We start from the raw sequence: 22,833 nt of genomic DNA, 5'->3' as shown, positions 1-22,833 counted from the left end.
AAAGAGGGATAACATGGACAATCAACAATGGCAAGTAGCAAAGAAGGTCGCTGCTACTTATATTGGAACAGTCGTTGGAGCTGGATTTGCTACTGGACGAGAAATCGTTGAATTTTTTACAGTGAACGGATTATATGGAACAATTGGCATATGTGTAAGTGGATTTTTTTTTATTTGGCTTGGCACAAAGATGATGTTACTTTCATCACAAATCGGTGCATTTTCAGCACAAGAATTTAACAAATATTTATTTGGGGATGTATTTGGCAATGTTGTAAACACACTATTATTACTCGTATTATTTGGTGTAACGAGCGTTATGTTATCAGGAGCTGGGGCGGTATTTGAAGAGCAACTTCGTTTACCAAGACAACTTGGTATTTTCATTATATTGATCGCCTGTCTCATTATAGGTAGTCGCGGATTACAAGGGGTTTTTGAAGTTAATACACTTGTCGTACCTATTATGATGATTTTTATTATCGGACTTGCTATTACAACTTTTTTTCACGGTACAACTCCTATTAGTGACACTATTCCTGCAGAAAGCTGGAATATGAAGTGGATTACTAGTCCTATTACATATGTCGCCTTAAATCTTTCTCTCGCCCAAAGCGTTCTCGTTCCGTTAGCCAGTGAAGTAAAGGATCGAAAGGCCATTTTATGGGGTGGTATTTTAGGCGGTGCAGGACTTTCTTTAATTTTATTATGTAGCCATTTAGCTATTTTATCAGTCGATCAATTTTATCAATATAATATCCCAATGGCTGAAGTCATAAGAAAATTCAATGCAACTTTTCACTTTTTCTTTGTTCTTATCATTTTCGGTGAAGTGTTCACAACTTTAGTTGGTAATGTGTTCGGAATGACAAAACAAATGCAATCCATCACCGGATGGAAAAGTAACAATATTATTTTCTTCATTTTACTAATTAGTTATTGCTTTAGTTACATTGGTTACAGTGAATTACTCCACATTCTATATCCTATAATTGGATGGGTCAGCATCATTTTACTGCCAATTATTGCTTTTAAACAACTTCAAAAAACATAAAAGAAGCATCCATGTTATTGGATGCTTCTTTTATGTTCATTCACAATCATCGCATACTTCCCAGTACGGCCCCATTTCGAGTGCTAAATATGGCTTTAATTGCAACCGAATCATCCGACTAGGCATACGTTCTAAAACGAATTGAATTCCTTCTTCCTCTTCGTCTAATTCAACTTTTGAAATCGCAATTCTTTGCATAGTAGAAATAGGCATTCCATCTTTATATAAAGTGATTTTCACCTCATCATATTCATTAAAATACAATTCAACACTCATTTGATTTTTCAACAGTTCATCAACAATTTCATATTTATCATTTCGTTCCTGGATTATATATTTCCAGCCGCCTCTACCTTCTTCTTTCGGAGCTGCTTGAAATAATGTCATCAAATCCTCGTATAGCATAAGATAACCCCTCTCTTACTAAAAAACGATGAGTATTTTATATACCCTTTATCTCTATCACTATCCATATGTATTGTACCATATATCGTCGTTTTTACCGTATTCATTTGCTTCATAATTGCATGTAAAACACCTGATTCTCTTCATTATTATATGAATTGTCTCTCATTATATTTCTTAATATGCTTCTAACGCTTTCCAAGCATATCAAACATAAGTAAATGCACTCTTTGTCCATCCTCCGCTTAGTATTTCCTTACAATAACAAAAAAGAAGAGTGACTTTTATCACTCCCCTTAAAAGAATTTCCCCGTAGCTACTAACGCTAATACTAGTATTAAAATTGTAAATAATAATGATACAATGAAACTAAAAATAGGTAATGCTTTCTTTTCATTCTTCTTAAAGAGTAACTTTAAACTAAGAAAGATGTTTACTGGTACAAGTATAAAATAAAAATATTTAACAATTTGCACCGAACTATTCGAAAGTGTTTTTAAAATAAACACTTCAATTAGAAAGACAATAAAAAATGAAATACTTAACCAAAATGAGACATAACTAAGCCAAGAATGTCTTTTGGTACCCCAATAAACTCCCATAGTAATCTCCTTTATTTGCATTTTATACGATTATAATTATACACAAAGCAAACAAATACCTCTATTTTTCGACAAATATCATACAAAATATACCTTTAAATATTATAAAGATACTCTCAATCTCATTTCATTTTACATAATAAAAACAGACTACTCCAATAGCATACTGCTATTTTGGAGATAGTCTGTCCTCTGTTAAACTTTAAATCTTTCAATTAACCCTTGTAACTCTTCAGCCATTTGAGATAATGTACCAGCCGCCGAACTAATCTCCTCAATGGACGCTAGTTGTTCTTCTGCTGATGCTGCAACGTTTTGAGTACTCGTCGCATTGTTCTGTGCTGTCATTGCAATTTGACCTACTGAAATAGACACTTCATTTGCACCTTTTGACATCCCATTAGCCGTTTCAACCATCGTTTTAATTTGATCTGCAATTTCATTTGTAGATAGTAAAATCTCAGTAAAGTTTTGCTTCGTTTCATTCGCAATAACAAGTCCAGATTGAACTTCTTCATTTACATGCCCCATAGATTTTACCGTCTTACTCATGTCATCTTGTATTTCACATATTAATTTACTAATTTCACTAGAAGATACACTAGACTTCTCCGCCAATTTACGTACTTCATCTGCAACGATTGCAAATCCTCTTCCGTGCTCTCCTGCTCTTGCAGCTTCAATTGCCGCATTCAAAGCTAGAAGATTCGTTTGATCTGCAATATTTTGAATGACTTCTAGTATGTCACCAATTTGTTTTGATTTATTATTTAGCAACTGTATAACTTCATCTGATTGTGAAACAGATTCTGCAATAGACTGCATTTGATTTACTGTTTTTCCTACTAGTTTCCCACCATCTTCTGCTTTTTCACGAGTATGAGCAGAAGCCGTATTAATTGATGATGAACTTTTTGCTACATGCTGAATTCCTTCTGTTACATCAAATAATAACATTGCACCATTTTCTACGCTCGTTGTTTGCGTTGTTGCCCCACTCGATATTTCATCCATTGCCATTGTAATTTGCTCAGTTGCTTCACTCGCTTGTCTTACACTTGCCGTTAGCTCTTCTGATGCTGCTGCAACATGTCCAGCCGAAGTATTAATTCTTCCAATTAACGTTCGCAATGCATCTGTCATCTCATTGAATCCTTTTGCAAGTTGGCCAATTTCATCATTAGAATGAATCTCGATTGTTTGCGTTAAATCTCCCTCACTTATTTCTTTAGAAGTGGCAACTAATCTTTTTAATGGCTTCGTTATAGAAAGTGTCACAAAATAAATAAGTGCTCCGCCTATAACTAATGAAATGAACATAACAATTAACATATTATAAAATACAGGCTGCGCAGCTTCAATTATTTCATTTGAGTACATCGTTCCACCGATTTTCCAACCTGTTTTTACATTTGTAGCAAATACCATTTGTTTTTCGCTGCCATCATACATATATGAAAAAGCACCATGGTTATCCTCATAAATTTTCTTCGCCCAAGAATCAGCTGCTTTTTCCCCAGATTTTTCTTGAGGATGTGCAATTATTTTTTGTTTTCCATCTAAAATGAAAGCATATCCCTTTTTACCGATATTGATTAACTTTGTTGTTTTTAATAAATTATCTAAACTTAAATCTATTGCTACAACACCGTTTTTATCTTCTGCTTGTTTTGCAATCGTTACGACAATATGTCCATTTCCTTGCGCCTTATACGGCTCAGTAACGACAATACCACCTTGTTTTGCCACTGCATCTTTATACCAAGAACGTTCTGTTGGATCATAGTCTGCTGCCATTTGTATATTTGGTTCTTGTACAAATTTCTTATCATTCCCGGCAACATAAACTTGTTCAACATCTTTATTTAAATTGATATATTGAGATAACATTTTTCTTAATTCATCTTGATTATCCCCTTGATACATATTACCTTGAATCACACGTGCAAAATTATTTACATCATTAAATTTCGCCTCAATCATTTGATTGATTAAATTATCTAATATTTTTATATTGTCGTGAGCACTGCTCGTAATTTGTGATTCAAAATTCTTTTTAGCTGTTTGATAAGACATGCCTCCGATAATAGAGACAGCCGCAATTAAAATAACAAAAAATGAAATTAGTAGTTTTTTTGCTACTTTCATATCACGAAACAAATTTAATAGTCTACCCATTACAAACCTCCTGCTTTTCAATTTCAATAGTTAAATCTAGCGAGTTGTAAACATTTCCCATCCCTAAATTATTATTTTCATAATCTATTACGATGAATACTTTGTAAAGTTTAAACAATTAAATTCCCTTTGTCTATATATTTGAATAATATTATTATAAAATTTACAAATGCAAAAAAAGCCAAAGGGAACCACCCTTTGGCTTTTCATATTTTTTTATGCTGTTTAGAAATCTTTTTCCACTTATCACGCTCTGCTCTCGCAAGAATAGCATCTTGTTTTCTCATAAAATACGCCAGTTCTCTTTGTAATTTTTTATAGCTTTGCAAACGATTTATCGTAATAATTCCGTTATCAATTGCACTATGCACTGCGCACCCTGGCTCATTTTCATGTTTACAATCCCTAAAACGGCACGTTTTTGCTAGTTCTTCAATATCAGAAAATGTTGTTTGAATTGCATCGTTTCCTTCCCAAAGCTGTAGCTCCCTCATACCAGGAGTATCAATAACTAAACTACCACTCGGTAATCGGAACAATTCACGATGAGTTGTCGTATGTCTTCCTTTACTATCTTCCTCACGAATATCACCCGTTTTTGCTACTTCAATACCTATCAGTGCATTTAACAAAGTGGATTTTCCAACCCCAGATGATCCGACTAGAGCAATTGTTTTTCCTGAAGAAACAAATTGCTGCAACGATTCGATACCATTATGTTCTAAACTATCAACGACGAAGATCGGAACACCAATTGCCACAGCTTCCGTTTCAACAATTTTCTGTTCCACATCTTCACATAAGCTACTCTTTGTTAAAACAATAACAGGCATCGCACCACTTTCATACGCTAATAGTAAATAGCGCTCCATTCTTCTTACGTTAAAATCATGGTTAAGTGCATTCACTAAAAATAGATAATCTACATTTGCTGCTATTACTTGTTCTTCCGTTCGAGTACCAGCCTCTTGTCTAGAAAAAGAACTTCTTCTTGGAAAAATACGATGAATAATTGCTTTCTTTTCATTCTCTATTTTCTTTATATACACCCAATCACCTACAGCTGGATAATCTCCCTTCGTTACTGCTTCATGCCGAAACTTTCCAGACAGCTCTGCCATATATTCACCATCATTACAAATAATTCGATATATATGCTTATGCTCAAGTAAAATACGCCCTACTTCAAAGTTCTCTACAGCTTGTTCCTCAAAAAAAGAATCCCAGCCGAACGATTCTAAAATATTTTGATTCAAATTGATATCCTCCCTAGTTTAAGCTAAGCGGAAGGATCGTGCGCTAACTTATACAGTCTCGCCCTTTCCATCCACCTTTGTATTTTGTTTATTAATATAAGTTATTTTCGCCATAATACATCACCCCGTTCTCATTTTAATTACTCTCATTATATGGAATATTCATTTAAAAAGCTACCTTATTTAACGTAATTTTCAAATAATTTATTTTTCATCATTCTAATTTGTCCACGGTGATTAATCTCATCTTCTAGCACATGAAACCACAGATAGTGCTGGTTATACGCTACATCGTTAGGCCACTTTCTTTCTGACATAAGCCATTCATCATCTTGTTCACTCAAATACTTCAACGATTCTTCTCGAACACTTTGTAGAAGTTGTTCATAATACTGTATGTCATGACCACGGATTGTTCTCCCCGCTTCCCCTAAATACAGTGCGTCTTCCCATATTTTTAATTCTTCTTTTGTAAAGTCACGATCTTGAAATGAAATAAGTTGATGAGCTTTTTCTATAGCTGCTATATGCTTTAGTAACGCTCCGATGGAATTTCCTCCACTCGGCATAATGAAATCTAATTGCTCAACTGATAGATCTTGTATTTCCTGTAATGTTACAGACCTCGTATGCTCCAGCATGCTTACTAATTCCCCTATATTTTTTGTATAACCATCCACACTTCTTATTCGATAATCTATATTCATATCACACACCCTTTCTACATTCATATTAAGGAATAACCTCTTCATATAATAGACTGAAATATATCAGATTTTTCTGTTATAATTAATTTGAATACAGTAAAAAACCAAACAAACTTTCTCAATATGCTTCTATGAAATATTAAAAGGAATCAATATAAAATAATCGAATCTTATTCACTAAAAGGAGTGGATTCGATGGAAATGTATCAATGGCTAACTGCAGTTCTTGTTGGTGGCATTACTGGCTTCGTTTCCCATCTAATCAATAACCAAGGTAAGTTATTGCTTCCACGCCGTTTGAAAACTTTTTTTCACTTTGGATTTTTGACTGATATTTTTACTGGTAGTCTAGCTGCACTTCTTGGACTCGTTTTATTCGATGTCACCTTAATAAAAGAAATTATAAAAGTATCCATTGTGACTGCCATTTCCGGTCAGACTTTCTTACTGCACCAAGCGCTTGGTGGTGAACAGGCTAAAAATACACAAATTGGGAAAGCTGATGAGAAGATTCAAGAAATTGACAAATTATTACGACGTTAGTCTATACTTTTTTTAAAAATTATTGCTATAATAAACAATAAATATTTTCTATTGCGTCGTTTGTCAGAAGAAAGGGTGTTTCGTATGACAAAAAAGAAAATAGAAGATTTCTTAACAAACACTGAAAAAGAGGAACTGCTAGAAAACTATAAATGTTTACGAGAAGCCCGCACAAAAAGCGAAGCTAATTATTTTGGAGAAGCAGTCAACCATCTATTAAATACAGCAAAACAACGAATTATTAAAGATGCAGGCATACATGATGAAAATGCAGCAACTGTTCAATCAAAAAGAAAAGCACTGTTTTAGTTACATTAGCTAAAACAGTGCTTTTTATTTAGAATTTTTTCTTCTTGCCATGCTATATTCTCTCTGCCTTTATTCTTCCCATTTTTACAGTTTCAAAAGTCATATAGGCCTAGAGATCAACTTAATAATATTAGCCCGTGCACACCATTTTAATAATAGGTTTATTAAATCGCTTCTTTTAAATCTGAATGCGGATTTGGTCCGTATTGATTGTCATTTTCTTCACTTTCAATGATAAAAAATACAAGTAAAACAACGCTACCAAACGGTACGAAATTTAATAGTTGCCACCATCCTGTTTTCCCAATATCATGCAATCGTCGTGCACCAACCGAAAAACTTGGTATAATCATTACTAACATAAATAGCAACGCAATAATAGCAACTAACACCTCTGAAAATGATGATAAAAATAACAGTAACCAAAAAATTACGATATTCGATAAACTAAAAGTCCAGTACTCTTTTCGCGTAGCTCTACCACTAAAATTCCCATAATTCTTTAGAGCTTTCAAATACCATTGCATTTAAATCCCTCCCTTTTATCCCCAATAAAATTAAAACATGTAATTATTAACAGATAAGTAGAAATATAACACAGCATTTATGTAAAATCCATATCCTAATCTAAATTATCCTCTATTTAAATAGTTTTTTCTTTCAGCATTTTTCACATTACTTTCACATCTATTTCACAAATATAAGTAGTCCTATATGTTAAACTACATATATCCTTTTCCAAGGAACTATATGCCGATATATAAATCCCTATCTTTGTAGGGATTTTTTATTTTTGAAGTCCTCATAACTTTGTTACAATACATTTCTTCTACTATTTCTATACTTTTAGTAACCACTGTAATTAATAGCGCATTCATGTATTCACACTCTTATTAATTCTGATTTGCGAAATATTTATACAGGCTTTATGATGCAATTCCTGTTTCACTATCTTCATTAAGCTTTTCACTTTTTCTAAACAAAAATAAAGCTCCTATATATAGTAACGCAGTAAAACTACCTATAAGTATAAAATTGTGAGATGCTGCAAATAGCAGTCCTGCTATTGCCGCTCCAATCATTTGACCAATATACATAGAAGCATTAGCAAGCGCGGCTCCTGTTCCTCTTGCTACACTAGATATGTTTTGTAAGTATCTCATCATTAATACAAACAAAATTCCTGTCACAAAAAACAAAACAAAGAACAATAACTCCACCAATACAATGTTCTTTACATGAGGAAGTAATACATATAGCACTGCTGTAAATACAATTCCACCATAAAAAGAAAGGTTATAACCAATTTTATTTACGATTCTAGGGCCAAAAATATTACCAGTTAAATTTCCTAATCCTAATACGAGCATAGCTGTACCTACTTCATGAACTTGTAAGCCAAATTGACTGGAAAGCCATACGCCAAAGAATGAAAATGCTGCAAAATTACCAGTTTGAAAAACAAAATATGCAAAATAAGAAAGTGAAACCTTTGAATCTGTAAGTAATTGTTTATAGCGCTTTAAGATGTTTGTTTTACTTCCACCTATATGAACCGGTTGTATTTCTGGTAATACTACATAGATAAGAATGACAAGTAGTGCTGATAATATACCAATGACGAAGAATGGTGTTGTATAGTGTATCATTGCCAAATACGATCCAACTGGCAACCCTAAAATTTGAGAGATTGCTAATCCTGCTGTTGCAATTCCAATTGCCTTTACAATTTGCTCCTTCTCTATAAGGAGCGGAATAGATGCCCACACTTGTGGAGACACAAAGGCTGCACTTACACCTGCTAAAAATCTAAATGCTAGCATCCATAGAAAACTCGGTGCCATTCCACATAAAAACGTACTTAACGCAAAAAAACTCATTCATATTACCATTACTTTTTTTCTGTTTAAGCCATCTGATATAGGACCAGCGATAAGCGCAAATCCAGCATATCCAAAAGCATATGAGCTCACCATCCACCCTGACAGCTCAGTTGCAACATGATACACCTGTTGTAATGTCGGTAAAAGTGGTGAAATTAAGAAAGTATCCGTACCGATCATAAACATGATCGTAAAGAATACAGCTAGTACTTTTTTCATTTAAACCTTCTCCTTTTATATAAAAAGAGGGAACACCCCTCTTCTCAATTAAGCTTCTAAAATAACTTCAATCTCTTTCATCACCTTTTCATTCAATGAAACTTCCACCGCTCTTACACTTTCTCTTATTTGCTCCGCTCGTTTCCCACCAGGAATAACAGTATCAATTCCTTTTTTGTTTAATAGCCACGCTAAAGCTAAATGTGATACTTCAAGATTCATTTCTTTAGCTAAACCTTTTAACTTCTCAACTTTTTTAAAGTTACTCTTATATGTATTTTCTTCAAATAAATTTACACTTTGACGCCAATCCCCTTCGCTTAATTTAAAATCTTCTGTATATTTACCACCTAATATCCCAAAGGCAAGCGGTCCGTATGGAATAAATGAAATACCTGATTCTATACAATATGGCAAAAGTTCTTCCCCAGCAGCACGATCCAACATATTATACGGTGATTGTACAACATCTATTTGTCCGTGCTGATTCGCTTCTTGTAATTGCTCTACGTTTACGTTGGATATTCCAATTGAACGAATTTTCCCTTCTTCTTTTAAGCGAGCAAGCTCACCAATTGAATCTATGTAACTTATTTCTGGATTTGTAAAATGCAAATAATATAAGTCAATATAATCAGTTTGTAATCTTCTTAAGCTATTTTCCACAGCATTTCTTAAATAGCTTCGTTCATTATTAATATAAACTTCTCCATTTAATAACGGCTGTATTCCACCTTTTGTAGCAAGTACAACTTCTTGGCGTTTTCTTTTCAATACTTCTCCTACCAATTCCTCTGATCTACCGAAACCGTATGAATCTGCTGTATCAAAAAATGTAATCCCTTGCTGGATAGCTTCTTCTATTAATCGTTTTCCTTCTTCCTCATTCACATCAGCATATAAATTATGCCCCCCTACAGCGTTTGTTCCTAACCCCAACTTTGAAATATGTAGTCCTGCCTTTTGTAATTTTGTATACTTCATTTTTTCTCCCCCTATATTTCTATTGTTCGAATATATTCGAACAATAGAAATATACCACTTTATATGTTATAGTGCAAACTATATTAACTGATACAAGCAGGTGAAAAAAATGCGTACTCTTTATCATCCAAACCGAGAAGAAATTCAATTCTCTTCAGTCTTATACGCACTTAGCGATCAAATTCGTTTACAAATTGTAACAATGCTACTAGAAAAACATGAACAATCTTGTGGTGCGTTAAACATTCCCATTGCGAAATCAACTTTATCTCACCATTTCAAGGTTTTACGTGAATCCGGTGTTATGTATACACGCCTTGAAGGAACACAGCGTTTCATTTCAATTCGTGAAGATGACTTGCATGCTAGATTCCCCGGTTTATTAGACGTAGTATTACATGCGACAGAACCATACTAAAAAACATCTCATATTCATATGAGATGTTTTTTATTTTTGCTATTCTTTTAGCAACTTGAATCAATCGGGAATTTGTTCATCACACACTAAGAAGATATGCGTGTCATTCTTTCTTACTTTATTTTTGTAATGGATCCTTTGGACACTTTAATTATTTGATTACATTTTATACACATCATTAATATAGGGCCGCCTATCTGTTTCAATTCCTGTAGTTGCTTATGCTCACACTTCCCCATCTAATTACCTCCCCTATCATATAATTAGGTCATTTTGTAATCAATAACACTACTAAGTCCATTCCTAATGTAAGGTCTGAATAAAACGTTTAAACGCCGATATCCCTTCGTCATCTCGTTTAAAAACGCCAGCATCTTCAAGCGCCTGTATAAATTTCTTTCCTAATTCTGCTCTTACTATCTCCTGTACATTTTGTTCATGTATCCGATTGTCATATTTGATTTTTAATTGTTCTGCCCATCGTATATGAAGCGTTGGAATATCACTTGGAATGTTAAGTAAGAATTTTTCCACTTCCTGAAGTTCTGTTTTTAAACGCGCCGGAAGTACAGCTAACCCCATTACTTCAATTAGACCGATATTTTCCTTTTTAATATGTTGTATTTCCGCATGAGGGTGGAAAATACCTAGCGGATGTTCTTCACTTGTACGATTGTTTCGCAAAACAAGGTCCAATTCATACATACCATTCCGGTAACGGGCAATCGGCGTAATCGTATTATGTGGAACAACATTCGTAAATGCAAATATATTAACAGGTGGATCACTATATTCCTTCCACCTATCTAATATGTACTCCCCTGCATTTACTATTTGTTCTATGTCTTTACTTCTTAAGCGAATAACTGACATAGGCCATTTAATAATAGAACATTGCATTTCTGGAAAGTTAGTTAGTTCAAAAATTAGGTCGTTTGATGCATTTGCCATAGCAAATTCAAAGTTTCCACCTTGATAGTGGTCATGTGTTAGAATAGACCCTCCTACAATTGGCAAATCTGCATTGGACCCAAGGAAATAATGTGGGAATTTTTCTACAAATTTTAACAAACGTAAAAATGTTTGACGGTCAATTTTCATATCTCGATGTTCTGAGGACAATACAATGCAGTGTTCATTGAAGTATATATACGGAGAATACTGTAGAAACCAGCTTTCATCTGTAAGATTCATCCGGATCATACGATGATTCGATCGTGCTGGATGTCCAGTTCTGCCTCTATATCCTTCATTCTCAATACAAAGTAAACATTTTGGATAATTTGTACTTTCCAATACTCTCTCTCTAGCAATTTGTTTCGGGTCTTTTTCCGGTTTTGATAAATTAATTGTTATATCAATGGCACCATATTCCGTATTTACTTTATAATTTATATTTTTGGCAATTTGCTTCATTTGTATATAGTTGCTGTTTTTACTTAATTCATAGAAGTAATTTGTCGCAGCCTTCGGATTTTGTTCGAATTTTTTATAAAATAGAGTATTAATAACAGTCGGTTTGGACATAAAAACATCCATAATTGCACTTGCTAAGATTTCCCTCTCGTCCATTACTGACTCAATGACTTTATGCATACAAGCATATTCAATTAACTCTTCCAATAACTCTGAAATTGCTTTCTTTGCAGGTGCGGGCGCTGACGCTTCCACTATAAAGTCATCTAAACGAAGTAAGGAAAGGATTTGATTCCTTGTATATATTTCATCTTCTTTTTCAATTAATTGAACTTCAATAGCACGATCAATTAACTGCTGAATAGCTTGATATATCATCAGTATATACCTCCTCTAACCTTATAGCGGTTTACGTTGTTACGATGCAAGTTCTATGTACCTTTTATCATTTTATGAACAGACGTATAGGATAACCACCATTCTAATTTACGTTTTGCTTTCTCCGAAGAAACTATTAGCATACTTGAATCGCCCGTTTAGTAAGCTATTTTGTTACATTATACGTATGTAAAAACACTTCTACAATCAACATCTTGTCGTATTTTTTATACATCTTGCTTTTCACTTTTAACATCTCACTAAAAACATAAAAAGGTACATTTTTTGAAGAACAATTTCTGACGATTTAATAAACACAATAATACACAGAATATAAAACTACCTTTATCTTAAACCCTAATCTGTATCTCTGTGTCCCTCTCCTGAAGGTAGCTTTTCAATAATAAACGCATCTGCTCCAGTATCGCCGCCGTTTAATTTTTAATGAGCTTCTCAAATAAAATAATCCTTATCTTTATAAGCCAGAATTATTTTTTATTTATCTTATTTTCAACATTACAAAAAACAATATTTCTAAAAAACAGAGCAATATCCCTCTTGTGTAAGCGCTTCACAAAAAGTAATCTATGGGTACAGATAGATACTAGAAACTACTTCTGGTTTTAATAGATTCTCAACTACTATACAAGCTTCACATTCTATCAAAATATTAAGTTTAAAAAGCCATAAAGTAATCTATACCTGTGAAGAACCATCAATGTCAAAAGTACCAAAATGAAAACGAGGGGGTACATATGAAAAAATCAAAAAAGAATTTCAGGAGGACGATCGCAACACTTGTATCGGGTTGTGTCGTAGGTTCTACTTGTTTTATAAATGCTTCCCTAATCCAAGCTGAGAGCACCACGGATACTATACAAGCTGAAAATCAAATTATTTCTCAAAGTCCAAATGCGGTTATTTCATCTAATCAAATGAACGTTCTTGTTGATGTGAATTTTCCAAGAGTCATTCAATACGATTTAAAATCTGGAAATGATGCAGGAAAGACTTTTTACGGACAGACTGAGGCATTAGATACAATCCTTATTAATGACGTAGCAGTAAAACCAAAAGTCAAAGCAAAAGTTTTATCAGATAAAGTTGTATATGAAATGACGGTAATAGACACTAATAACAATATTTCTGCGGTTATTACTGCTGAGTTGGTTGTTAAAGAGAATATATTAGAATTCAATATTACAAAGATCGTCGACAACAAAATCGTAAAAACTATTGAAATTCCAAATCATAATTTAATTTCTGTAAATAACAGTCAAAAAGATGCAGTGCTAGATGGCGTACAAATGTCAACAAATACACGTATTAATGGTGACAGACAGGTTAAGGTTGATGAAAATTTAATTACGAAAGATGAAGAGCAAAAAGGATATATGTATGCTTTTCTTTCTACTGATGAATTAAGTGCAAGTATATGGTCTAATACGGAGAATAGTTTAGTAAAAAAATTAGCTCCAGATTCTTATGCTGCAAAGACTGATGCTCAAAGAATTACGGCAAATGCTACGACTAATAGTGCAGGAAAAAAAACAATTGGTCTAAGTAGTACATTCTGGACGTATCAAAAGTCAGAAGAACATCGTAAAGAAGATGGCACTCTAGAGCTAAAGGACGGGACAGTTAATAAGGTAGATGAAATGCCGTCTGTGAAGGTTATCATTACTGCTGACGCTAATGATGATAAAAAAATAAACTGGCAAGACGGAGCAATTGCTTATAGGAAAATTATGAACGAACCTCTAGGAGCAGAAAAAGTTCCAGACCTAGTTGGTTACCGTGTGAACATGAACTTTGGCAGTCAAGCCCAAAACCCTTTCTTAATGGCTTTAGACGGAGTGAAAAAATTCCACCTAAATACTGATGGACTAGGGCAATCTATTCTACTAAAAGGTTATGGTAGTGAAGGGCATGATTCTGGTCATTTAAATTATGCTGACATTGGAACCCGAATTGGCGGTGCAAAGGACATGAAAACATTGCTAACGAGGGGTAAAGAATATGGGGCAACTTTTGGTGTTCATGTGAATGCAAGTGAAACGTATCCAGAGTCAAAATATTTCCAAGAAGATCGTTTATTAAAAAATCCAGATGGAACTTATAAGTATGGTTGGAACTGGATCGATCAAGGAATAAACATTAATGCTGATTATGATTTAAGAAATGGCCGAGCACAACGATTCAAAGATTTATATGATGCTCTTGGTGGCAAAAAGAATGAATTAGATTTTATTTATGTAGACGTTTGGGGTAATGGACAGTCAGGTGATAATAGTACATGGCCGAGCCGTCAATTAAGTAAAGAAATAAATAGTTTAGGTTGGCGCTTAGGCAGTGAGTGGGGATATGCGAACGAGTACGATTCCACATTCCAACACTGGGCAGCCGATTTGACTTACGGCGGGTATACCTTAAAAGGTATCAATAGTACCATCACTCGTTTCATTAAAAACCATCAAAAAGATGCATGGATTGGTAACTATCCTAAGTATGGAGGCGACGCAGATGCTCCATTATTAGGTGGATACAGTATGAAAGACTTTGAAGGTTGGCAAGGTAGAAGTGACTACAAAGCGTATATTGATAACTTATTTGCGGTGAATATTCCAACCAAATTCATTCAACATTACAAAGTAACACAGTGGGAAAATGGTAAAGCAGTTGAAATGAAAGATGATAAACAACAAACTTACAACTGGGTACCAGGTATGAAGTCAGTATTAAAGGACGAATCTAGTGAAAATACACTTACAATTGAAAGAAAATCAAATGATTTTGCAAATGATAAAGATGGATATCGAACAAGAACTATGACATTAAACGGTAAGCAAATATTTGAAGGTAAACCTGGTGACGAAAAGTATTTATTCCCATGGTCTTGGGATCAAAATGGCAAAAAATTATCAGCAGAGAATGAAAAATTATATCACTGGAACACAAACGGTGGAAAAACAACGTGGACTGTCCCTACTGGTTGGCAAGGTACCGTTAAAGTGTATGAGTTAACAGAATTAGGTAAAGAGAAAATGAAAAATGTTAAAATTGAAAATGGAAAAATCACATTAGATGCAAAAAAATCTACTGCATATGTAATTTATAAAGGGCCAAAATCCAATAAAGATGTTAAATGGAGTGAAGGAATGCATCTTATAGATACTGGCTTTAACAGCAATTCCCTAAAAGATTGGAAAATCAAAGGATACTCAAAAGCAGTTCAGATTACGAAGAGTGAAGGTAATAATAATATGCTAACAATCTCCAACAATAAAAAGAAAGTAAATGTTACCCAAAAATTAACAGACCTAAAACCTAATACAAAGTATGCTGCATATGTTGGTATAGACAACCGAAGTGAAGCACAAGCAAGCATCACGATTACTTCTAACGACAAAGAGTATACAAATAGTACTGGTAAATCTATCGCTAAAAACTATGTAAGAGCATACGCACATAATACATTAGGCTCAGAGCAAGCAAAAGCTGATGGTCAAATGACTTCAACTGTGGATGGAACAAGTTACTTCCAAAACATGTATGTATTTTTTGAAACTGGTAAAAAAACATCCGATGTAACAATTGATTTATCTAGAGATGCTGGAAATGGTGCAAGTTACTTTGATGATATTCGCATCGTGGAAAGTAATGCTGAAAACCAAGTAAGCAATAATAAATTCGTACAAGACTTTGAAAATGTTGTACAAGGCATCTATCCGTTTGTAATTGGTAATATTGAAGGCGTAGAAGATAATAGAACCCACCTGTCTGAATTACATGCACCGTATACGCAAAGAGGTTGGAATCAAAAAATAGTAAATGATGTTATCGCAGGTAAATGGTCACTTAAAACGAATGGATTAACGGAAGGTGATGCTCTTGTGTACCAAACTATCCCTCAGAACTTCACATTTAAACCAGGAGTAACGTATAAAATTACTTTTGATTATGAGGTAGGTAGTGATGGAACGTATGCAGTTGTGACAGGTAATGCTCCATTTGAAGAAAAAGGAGTATTAACTAAGGAGGAATTAAAATCAACCGCAAGTAGTGATAAGAATGCAAAAGCTGGCACATATTCCTTTACTTTAACAGGAGATGGATCGGGGCAAAGCTGGTTTGGAATTTATTCCACTAATAAAGCAGCTAATACTAACGGTGTGAAAGGCTCACAAGCTAACTTTAACGGTTATAAAGATATTATGCTTGATAATCTAGTTATTGAAGTAGTTTCAAATAAATAGAATCAGTTGTTATAATTTGAAAGAGGTTGTCTCAAAAGGTCATGACAAATGATCTTTTGGAGACACCTTATTTTTTATAATCTATAAAGTGAAACTTTAATCAGTGGGGGTTTTGTTCATCCCCCACTGATTATTAGTTGAACCAATCGGGCTTTTACGAGCAGCCCGATTCCCACCTAACTTCTTTGCTTTCGCTGAATTTTGAGGTGGGGGTCTTACTGCCCGTTAAATGCAGGATAAACATAAGAGTATCGTTCCTTTCTTTCCATCATTTAGTTGTGATGACATACTTAAATCAAAAAGAGGTTAACCCATATAGCTACTCAGCTACTTTTAGGTCACCCTCTTTTCATTCGCAATATTACTCGAACGATAAAACTACTTTTAACTTAATAGAGATTTTTACCTCTCTGTCCCTCCCCCTGAAGTCACCTTTTCAATACGTAAATTATCTAAAATAAACGTACCTGCTCCGGTATCCCCGTTTAAATTCGTTCCATCACTGAAAATCCCAACATAAGTTTGACCGTTCTCAGAACCTGTCACAGTAAACTCTGCTGTTTTTGTGTCAGTAGATGCAGTAAGAGTGTTATTCACACTCAATCCCTTTGCACTCGCAATGTCTCGAACATCAATTTCTTGATCCCCTGAAATAAAGCGGAATGCATTTGCTGTCGTTTGATAGTCAAATAATACTTTATAAGTTACGCCAGGTTCGAAACGATAATTTTGAGGAATAGTACGGTACAGCAAACCTTTGTTTCCAGTGTTCACTTTAACAGACCAATTCCCACCTAATACATCATCGACTAATTTTTTGCCTGCCCATCCTTTTTGCGTATATGGAGCATGCAATTCAGACAAATGAATTCTGTTGTCTTCTACCCCTTCTGTGTTACCAATAACGAATGGGTAAATTCCTTGTACCACCGTTTCAAAATCTTGTTTAAATTCCGTCGGTGAGACATAATTTTTTAAGGACTTTTGAACGATCCGAATATCATCAAATTTTGTGTCTCCTTTTCCAGAATCACGGCTGAGAGTTAATTTAGCTTTATTCGTTACAGCTGTAAAGCTCACTTGCATGATTTGCATTTTGCTATTGTATCCATCATTTGAAGCATGTGAATCTGCCTTAACATAGTTCTTTTGCAGGCTTCGAAGTGTGTAATTGTTAACGTCTTCTTTCCCACCTGTTACTGTAATTCCGGCCTTTACATCACTATTGTTTTCAACATATACCTCTGCTACATAATCTTTACCTGGTTCCAAACCAGTAAGAACACGGGAAACAGTTGTATCTTTCGATGGACTATCAATATTCAAGTAGTAATCTCCACTACTTACATTGCGGTTGCTTCCAGTTTGATTCGTTCTAACGGCGCTTATAGCTTTGTTATCCCCCTCAATAGTTGTATATGCACTTACTTTTCCTGTATTGAATCCCGCGTCATATATATGAGCACCCTTGCTCCAATCATAATCAAGAATTTCCAAACCTTTATCTCTTTTTGGTACAACAACATAAGGTGTTGCCGCACTAACTGTCAAAGTTACCTTATTATTTACGACCTTGACTTCTTTCATATCTGCTCTACCACGATCTGTCAGTTTGTATACATATACACTAGATGCATCTTTATATTCATCTGGAAGTGTCCAAGTAGTTGTACCACCTTCCAAATTCCAATGATATAGTTTTTCAGAATTAGAAGTTGGATTTTTAAAGTCTTGTTTCACCCAAGGAATTAAATAAGTGTGTCCATCAAGTACAACGTTTCCATTCAGTGTAATCACACGTTCCCTAGAATTGTCTTTTCTCGTTACATCGACAACATCCCCATTACTTGGGTCTTTCAATTTTATTTCCTTTTCTAAGTTTGTCTTGCTTTTATCCCCTTCTACAGCTGTCCAATTCGTTACATAATATTTTTGTAAGAATTTAGTAGGTAGATTCGTATCAAATGTCATGCGAATAAAATTATCAAAATTCTTATCAGATTGCCACCCTTCGAAACCAGCTAATTCAAATCCACCAAGCAATGGATGATCAGCGGTTCCTCCTACTTCAGGCCAATTCAACACCCAAGAATCTCTTTGGTGATTGCTAATAAAGCGTAGTACTTCTGAGTTGATACCTTTGCTTTCCGGTCCACCGTAGTTTTTATCGGTAGCCCAGTGTTGCCACGTTGAATAATTGGCCATAGAACCACCAAATTCCGTTGTTAGTCTCCAGCCCCTATCTTTAAATTGATCTGCTATTCTATTTGATTCCCATTGATTTTGATACCATACATCTAAATAAACAAAGTCAAGATCTGAAACAGCAGCTTTCAATTCATCTAGTCTTTTCGCACGCGCTCCAGTATACAAATCTTTTAATTTATTAATTGTATAAGATTGATCTAGCCATCCCCATCCTAAAGAATTTGGACGATCAATAAAATCATTGTTGAAAGCTTTCGCTTCAGGATAAACTTCCTGCGCATTGATATGGACACCAAATTGGGTATTATACTTATGCCCCTCTTTAATAAGCGTATCCAAATCTTTCACGCCACCCATACGCTCACCTACATTACCATAATCCGGATGACCACTGTCATGTCCTTCGTTTGCATATCCTTTTAATAAAACAGCTTGCCCCAATTCATCTGTAGCAAGAGCAACCTTTTTAATATTATCTGCTGTTTTTAAGAATGGTTGTTGTGCTTGTGATCCGAAATTCATTGCAATACGCATTCCAACATTATTGTTTACATCTTGATATCCTTTAATGTCTTGCATAATATCACGGTATGCAATCGCCGCATCTTGCCAATCTGTCTTATTATCAGTATTCAAATCTTTAGCTATAGCTATTTTAATAGTTGGTTTATTTTTTTGTGATTCTGGCATAAAATCTCTTTGGTAATAGAGTGCACTAGAACCTATCCCCATTGCCTTAGAACCATTCTTATTTACATATCGATTTGCAACTAAGTTTTTATAACCATCCACTTCTGAACTGGACCATACACCCGCACTCAATTCGTCAGTTGACAAAAATGCAGTATAATTTTTAGTAGATGTACCTATTTCTCCCATGGAAGAATCTATGCTTACATCCACATCTCCTGATTTCCTAACATCAGTACTAATATTCGTTAATTTAGCTTTTGCACCTTTTTGCTCCGAATTTACTGAGATAACGTTCATATCAGCAAACTCAACTGTTTCAATTTTTGCACTACCATTATTTTTAATTTCATCGAAACTATAAATAACTTTATTATCATTTACTTTCAAAGATACTTTAAATACAGCATCAAGGTTTTTCATTTCATCCACAACTTTTAATGTATATAGCACTTCACTATCGCTTAACTTTTCAAAGCTTACTTTAGGATAGTATAAGGAACCATTTACTTTCAATCCGTACACAGGTGATTCTTGCCCATTCATTACTTTATTGCCAACTTTGTATTTCACAACCCGTGGGAATACTTGATCAATTGTAACATCCATATACTTTGACTTTAATGTATCTTCTACTGGCGTGGTATCTGGAGGTTTTGGCGCACTATATTCTTTGATTTTGATATTAGAAATCGTAATATCAGCAGCACCTCGGCTTTTTTCAAACCCTAGTCCCCCCGCTTGATCTACACCACCAGTTAAAGTCCAAGAGTCTACCTTTTTATCATCAATGTATAACGTCGCAACATCGTCCATGAATACTAAACGTAAATGGTATGTTTGTTTTGCTTTTAACGGCACGTTTGAAGTCATCGACGTCCAATTGTTTATAGGTCCAAATGTTTCACCAAAATACTGGTCGTTCGTATCCCCTGTTCCCACATAAGTGTATGCAGATGCATTTTGAACACGATAAATGAATCCAAAGCGATTCATCTTATCAGTATTAGTAGTAACATCCGCTTCAAAAACACCATTTTTAATTCCTTTCATTTGGTTGTAGACAATTCGATTTTTTTGGGTAGATGTAACACCAAAAGTTGCTGAACCATCTGCATTATAAGTAACTTTTCCGTCGCCAGAGATAATTTTCAAGTCGCCTTCTTCTAGTTTATTATCCGTAATGTCGACAAGTTTTTCATCTCCTGGATTCGTGCCTCCATCCTCAGGTGCATCTCCTAATTCAATGAGGACTTGACTTTTTTTATCTCCAAAAGCACCAAGTTTAACTGCTTCCTTACCTGTAAGGAGGTTCTTTACATCATTAGGCAACGTAACCGGTCCAAATAAATCTTTTCCATCTAATGTAATATTCAAAGTGGTTGCGTTATAATCAATTTTTATGGAATGTGAGGTCCCAGCCTCTGGAAGTGAAACATTCGGTCTCGTTTTTAACCAATCACCTTTTCCTTGATATTTGTATTCATAGAACCATCCAAGTGAGTCGTAGCCTACAAAAACGAAGTTATTATTGTCAATATAGTGAGGATAGAAACCAAATCTAGTATCTTCTCCACTGGTTTCTGGAGTAAAGGTATACGCCATCGTTCCCGATTCTTTAGCGATTTTATTTTGTTCTTGAAAAATTGCAGCTTTAGCCCCATTATCATTTCCGGCACCTGCTCCAAGCCTTACATAGGACTTCCCATTTTGTTCTATTATTGCATTGATTTCGTTTCCTCCAGATGAAATTGTAACCCATGGATTAGACACATTTGCTCCTACATGTAATGGCACCATCATGCTCACTAAAAATGTCGGCACAATTAGCACAAGTGCAAGAAGGATATTAAAAACTCTCTTGAAATGCTTACTCTCCAATTCTTCTCCCCCTTTGAAATTTAAATTTCAGTTAAAAACAATACCTGCACATTCATTTTTAAAAATATACCAAAACCTGAAAGGTACCGCTTTCACTTATGTTTAGAATAGTTTTTTTCAAGCGCCCACTCAATAAAGATATTGTTTCTTTTTTTAGTTATATTGTCTTTTTAAAACGCTTACAAAATAAGGATATTATCACCTTTTCAAGGATGTTTTTATTAAATTTCATACGATAATTAACAATCTTTCGTTTATTCACATGTAAAGGTTACTCTCCCTTTTTTAGTCATGATCACAACTCACTTAACTGTTCTGCGCTTTCATCTTAGCATTTGTGGCCATACTGGACGCAACTAGAAAATGAGCAGACGAATGTCTACTCATTTTTCTTCATTCCATTTAAACATGGAAGAAAAGATATTGTACTAACTTTGCAGCTCAGCTGTTACTTTCACTTTAGCAAACCATGAATTAGCCGTCTCTTTCAACACGAGATTCAATTCTTCAATATTCCTTTTACCAATATCTTTTAACCAATGACGACCTGCTTGTTCACCGCCTATAGCAAACGGCATGACACCGTCTTTCCAAGTTGCCCGACCACATAATACTCCATTAAAGGTAGAACCGGATTCTTTAGCAAATTTTAATGTTTCTTGAAATAATTTTGCGCTTACTCCTGCACTAAGGAAAATAAATGGAAGCTTCGTTGCTTCACTTTGTTCTTTGAAATAAGAAGCTGCTTTTTCTTTACTGTAAACAAATTCACCTTCTGTATATCCTTCCACATAGTTCATATCTACTGGAACTTCTACTTTTAATACATCTACTTTATATTGCGGCTTTGAGAACTCCTTCATGGACTCAATCACTTTATAAGGTTTTATTTTTGCGTATGCTTTATTTTTCACATTATCACTTTCAGCATCATAAGTAACGATCTCTAAGAAAAATGGTATGTCTTCAGCTGCACATTCAGATCCGATACGTTCCATATAAACATGTTTATAGTTATTAATTTTTTCATCTTCATCGATATCATAGTAGAGTAAGAATTTAATTGCATCGGCACCTGCATCTTTTAATCGTTTCACTGACCATTCTGTTAATAAATCTGGTAGCCGTCCTACTTCTGACGCATCGTATCCAGTTTTTTCATACGCTACGATTAAGCCTGATTCTTTATCTCGGACTTTAGCCGCTGGCAAACCGTATTCCGGGTCCAAAAGAATCGCTGTTGTAAATGGTGTTAATTCCTCAGAAACTACTTCTTTAAAACGGGTAATGCCCTCATCTCCAACTTGACTCACACCGCCAGACGCAATCATTTTTTTCAATGATCCACGCTGGTCAATAGCCAATGCACCAATTATTCCATTTTCTGCAGATAAACGTTTTAGAGCTTCCAATTTATTTTTGGTTAGTTCTAACATCAACATTCTC

At 34.6% G+C, this 22,833-nt stretch carries 15 protein-coding genes and 2 pseudogenes; 5 read left to right on the top strand and 12 right to left on the bottom strand.

Annotated features, from left to right (window positions below):
- Nucleotides 1–13: 13 nt before the first annotated feature.
- On the top strand, nt 14–1,054 hold the full coding sequence (locus ACLBWW_RS16040; protein WP_000370199.1) for a YkvI family membrane protein: 1,041 nt from the start codon (nt 14–16) through the stop codon (nt 1,052–1,054).
- Between the two features lie 36 nt (nt 1,055–1,090).
- Here the strand turns inward: ACLBWW_RS16040 and ACLBWW_RS16035 are convergent, their stop codons facing one another.
- The 5 genes from ACLBWW_RS16035 to ACLBWW_RS16015 all read right to left on the bottom strand — a co-directional run bounded on the left by ACLBWW_RS16035 (nt 1,091) and on the right by ACLBWW_RS16015 (nt 6,202).
- Nucleotides 1,091–1,459 carry a DUF3979 family protein gene (locus ACLBWW_RS16035; RefSeq protein ID WP_000965083.1) on the bottom strand — a complete coding sequence of 123 codons (369 nt, stop codon included), beginning with the start codon at nt 1,457–1,459 and terminating at the stop codon, nt 1,091–1,093.
- A gap of 296 nt (nt 1,460–1,755) precedes the next feature.
- The gene (locus ACLBWW_RS16030) at nt 1,756–2,061 is read right to left on the bottom strand and encodes a hypothetical protein (protein WP_000539573.1); all 306 of its coding nucleotides are present in this window, start codon (nt 2,059–2,061) and stop codon (nt 1,756–1,758) included.
- A 195-nt stretch (nt 2,062–2,256) separates the two neighbouring features.
- Nucleotides 2,257–4,239, bottom strand: coding sequence for a HAMP domain-containing methyl-accepting chemotaxis protein (locus tag ACLBWW_RS16025; RefSeq protein WP_048543162.1), 1,983 nt, complete (start codon nt 4,237–4,239; stop codon nt 2,257–2,259).
- 206 nt (nt 4,240–4,445) lie between these two features.
- Complete coding sequence (rsgA, locus tag ACLBWW_RS16020) at nt 4,446–5,495, bottom strand: ribosome small subunit-dependent GTPase A (RefSeq protein WP_048543163.1); 1,050 nt, start codon at nt 5,493–5,495, stop codon at nt 4,446–4,448.
- 179 nt (nt 5,496–5,674) lie between these two features.
- Nucleotides 5,675–6,202, bottom strand: coding sequence for a DinB family protein (locus ACLBWW_RS16015; RefSeq protein WP_048543587.1), 528 nt, complete (start codon nt 6,200–6,202; stop codon nt 5,675–5,677).
- Nucleotides 6,203–6,397: 195 nt separating this feature from the next.
- Here ACLBWW_RS16015 and ACLBWW_RS16010 point away from each other — a divergent pair, with 195 nt between their 5' ends.
- Together ACLBWW_RS16010 and ACLBWW_RS16005 are read left to right on the top strand one after the other, a co-directional pair.
- The gene (locus tag ACLBWW_RS16010) at nt 6,398–6,745 is read left to right on the top strand and encodes a DUF4257 domain-containing protein (RefSeq protein WP_000426320.1); all 348 of its coding nucleotides are present in this window, start codon (nt 6,398–6,400) and stop codon (nt 6,743–6,745) included.
- An 84-nt stretch (nt 6,746–6,829) separates the two neighbouring features.
- Nucleotides 6,830–7,054, top strand: coding sequence for a hypothetical protein (locus ACLBWW_RS16005; protein ID WP_048543166.1), 225 nt, complete (start codon nt 6,830–6,832; stop codon nt 7,052–7,054).
- 164 nt (nt 7,055–7,218) lie between these two features.
- Here ACLBWW_RS16005 and ACLBWW_RS16000 read toward each other — a convergent pair whose 3' ends face one another.
- The 4 genes and pseudogenes from ACLBWW_RS16000 to ACLBWW_RS15985 form a co-directional block, all read right to left on the bottom strand.
- Complete coding sequence (locus ACLBWW_RS16000) at nt 7,219–7,581, bottom strand: DUF805 domain-containing protein (protein WP_001198797.1); 363 nt, start codon at nt 7,579–7,581, stop codon at nt 7,219–7,221.
- A gap of 143 nt (nt 7,582–7,724) precedes the next feature.
- A pseudogene (locus ACLBWW_RS15995) lies at nt 7,725–7,932 on the bottom strand (hypothetical protein).
- 48 nt (nt 7,933–7,980) lie between these two features.
- Nucleotides 7,981–9,156 (bottom strand): annotated as a pseudogene (locus ACLBWW_RS15990) (MFS transporter).
- 48 nt (nt 9,157–9,204) lie between these two features.
- Nucleotides 9,205–10,140, bottom strand: a complete 936-nt coding sequence (locus ACLBWW_RS15985; RefSeq protein WP_098191504.1) for an aldo/keto reductase — start codon at nt 10,138–10,140, stop codon at nt 9,205–9,207.
- A gap of 109 nt (nt 10,141–10,249) precedes the next feature.
- On the opposite strand from ACLBWW_RS15985, the gene ACLBWW_RS15980 reads away from it, so the two are divergent.
- Nucleotides 10,250–10,558, top strand: coding sequence for an ArsR/SmtB family transcription factor (locus tag ACLBWW_RS15980; protein ID WP_001259913.1), 309 nt, complete (start codon nt 10,250–10,252; stop codon nt 10,556–10,558).
- Between the two features lie 303 nt (nt 10,559–10,861).
- Here ACLBWW_RS15980 and galT read toward each other — a convergent pair whose 3' ends face one another.
- The gene (gene galT, locus ACLBWW_RS15975) at nt 10,862–12,352 is read right to left on the bottom strand and encodes a UDP-glucose--hexose-1-phosphate uridylyltransferase (RefSeq protein ID WP_447614128.1); all 1,491 of its coding nucleotides are present in this window, start codon (nt 12,350–12,352) and stop codon (nt 10,862–10,864) included.
- 755 nt (nt 12,353–13,107) lie between these two features.
- Here galT and ACLBWW_RS15970 point away from each other — a divergent pair.
- On the top strand, nt 13,108–16,608 hold the full coding sequence (locus ACLBWW_RS15970) for an endo-alpha-N-acetylgalactosaminidase family protein (protein ID WP_447614127.1): 3,501 nt from the start codon (nt 13,108–13,110) through the stop codon (nt 16,606–16,608).
- 402 nt (nt 16,609–17,010) lie between these two features.
- On the opposite strand, the gene ACLBWW_RS15965 is transcribed toward ACLBWW_RS15970, so the two are convergent.
- Together ACLBWW_RS15965 and lacD are read right to left on the bottom strand one after the other, a co-directional pair.
- Nucleotides 17,011–21,387: an endo-alpha-N-acetylgalactosaminidase family protein gene (locus ACLBWW_RS15965; RefSeq protein WP_447614126.1), complete on the bottom strand. Its 4,377-nt coding sequence runs from the start codon at nt 21,385–21,387 to the stop codon at nt 17,011–17,013.
- A gap of 428 nt (nt 21,388–21,815) precedes the next feature.
- Nucleotides 21,816–22,823 carry a tagatose-bisphosphate aldolase gene (lacD, locus tag ACLBWW_RS15960; protein ID WP_098069232.1) on the bottom strand — a complete coding sequence of 336 codons (1,008 nt, stop codon included), beginning with the start codon at nt 22,821–22,823 and terminating at the stop codon, nt 21,816–21,818.
- Nucleotides 22,824–22,833: the final 10 nt, after the last annotated feature.

It is taken from the genome of Bacillus sp. M5A3_1b (assembly GCF_053345335.1).
This window is presented reverse-complemented; position numbering and strand designations above follow the sequence as displayed.